We start from the raw sequence: 1,705 nt of genomic DNA, 5'->3' as shown, positions 1-1,705 counted from the left end.
CGATTCCGCCGCGTCCGCCATGCTTGCGCCGCAAAAAGCGACCTGTTACCCACCGCGCGGCGGCTTACGGACGTTTCGCGTCCGGAAGTCTGTCGGGAGACGAGATGCAATCCGTACAACACATGGTGCGCACCGGTCGGCGCGGGCCCATGCACGAGTTCAGCATGGCGTTCGCGGACCTGCGCGCCTCCTTCGGACGGATCGGCCTGGCCTGGTCGCTGGCCTGGCACGATGTGGTGTCCAGATACCGCGGATCGATCATCGGCCCGTTCTGGATCACTCTCTCCATGGGTCTGATGGTGGCCGGGATCGGCTTCCTTTACGCCAACCTGTTCAGAATCCCGGTCAACGACTTCATCCCCTTTGTCGCCATCGGCATCGTGTTCTGGGGACTGATCTCCAACGTGATCGTCGAGGGCTGCGGCGCCTTCGTCGGCGCCTCGGGCATGCTCAGCCAGACGTCGCTGCCGATGATGACCTTCATCTGGCGCACGGTGCTGCGCAACGTCATCAACCTGGCCCACCACCTGGTGATCATCCTGGCCGTGCTGGTGTTCTACGATCACTGGCGCGACGCCAACGTCCTCCTGTCCGTGGCGGGCGTGATCCTGGTGATGTTCAATCTGGGCTGGATCTGCCTGGCGGCGGCCATGGCCTCGGCCCGGTTCCGCGACATCCCGCAGATCGTGGCCTCCGTGACCCAGTTCGCCATGTTCATGACTCCGGTGTTCTGGCTGCCCGGCGGACGGCTGCTGGATCACGCGGTGCTGCTGCTCAACCCATTCTACCACATGCTGGAAGCGGTCCGCGCGCCGCTGCTGGGCCAGGCGGTGGAGCCGCTGACCTACCTTGTGCTGGGCGGCATGGCCCTGGCCGGCTGGTTGGCCACCTTCTCCATCTTCTCCAACATTCGCCGACGGATCGTGCACTACCTATGAAGGGTCCCCAGGTCTCGATCACAGTCACCGATCTCACCCTGCGCTTCCCCGTTTACGGGGTGGACGCCAAGTCGCTGAAGAAGCGGCTGGCCAGCATCACGGTGGGCGGCAAGCTTGGCCGCACCATGACCGGCGCCACCGAGGTCACGGCGCTCTCCAAGGTCAATATGAAGCTCAAGGCCGGCGACCGGCTGGGCCTGATCGGCCACAACGGGTCCGGCAAGACCACCCTGCTGCGGGCGCTCTCGGGGGCCTATGAGCCCGACGAGGGCACCATCGATGTCCACGGCCAGATCGCGGCCCTGCTGGATCTCAACCTCGGCATCGATCCGTCGGCCACCGGCCTGGACAATATCCGCCTGCGGGGCCGCATCGCCGGCCTCACGGCGCGGGAGATCGAGGACAAGCTGGAGGAGATCGCCGAGTTCACCGGCCTCGGTCCCTTCCTGGCCATGCCGCTGAAGACCTACTCCGCCGGAATGCAGGCGCGGCTGGCCTTCGCCGTCTCCACGGCCGTCGAGGCCGACGTGATCCTGATGGACGAATGGATCGCCGTGGGCGACGCCGACTTCCAGAAGATCGCCCACAAGCGCCTGCTCGGCCTGATGGAGCGGGCCGGGATCCTGGTCTTGGCCTCGCACGACCTCGACCTGATCCGGCTCTACTGCAACAAGGTCATGCGGATCGAGGGCGGCGTCGCCTCCCCCGTCACCGACGTCAAGAAGCTGCACGAACTGCTGGCCGCCGCCTGACAGATCGTCCGCCGC

Annotated in this window: 2 protein-coding genes; both read left to right on the top strand. The window is 65.9% G+C overall.

Translation table 11 applies throughout. The annotated features are described in order from the left end of the window. The first annotated feature begins 104 nt into the window (after positions 1-104). Positions 105-938 (top strand): ABC transporter permease, encoded by an 834-nt coding sequence (locus V6M52_RS15025; RefSeq protein WP_332701602.1) that lies wholly within the window; start codon positions 105-107, stop codon positions 936-938. Beyond that, entirely contained in the window at positions 935-1,690 is a 756-nt protein-coding gene (locus tag V6M52_RS15020) for an ABC transporter ATP-binding protein (RefSeq protein WP_332701601.1), read from the top strand. The genes V6M52_RS15025 and V6M52_RS15020 overlap by 4 nt, the downstream gene beginning before the upstream one ends. Positions 1,691-1,705: the final 15 nt, after the last annotated feature.

Source organism: Devosia sp., from assembly GCF_036676215.1.
Classification (GTDB): Bacteria; Pseudomonadota; Alphaproteobacteria; order Rhizobiales; family Devosiaceae; genus Devosia.
The sequence above is the reverse complement of the archived record's forward strand: the minus strand, read 5'-3'. Positions and strand labels throughout refer to the sequence as shown.

Coding starts and splice junctions, on each gene's coding strand:
- V6M52_RS15020 (WP_332701601.1), top strand. CDS start 935: ATGAAGGGTCCCCAGGTCTCGATCACAGTCACCGATCTCACCCTGCGC.
- V6M52_RS15025 (WP_332701602.1), top strand. CDS start 105: ATGCAATCCGTACAACACATGGTGCGCACCGGTCGGCGCGGGCCCATG.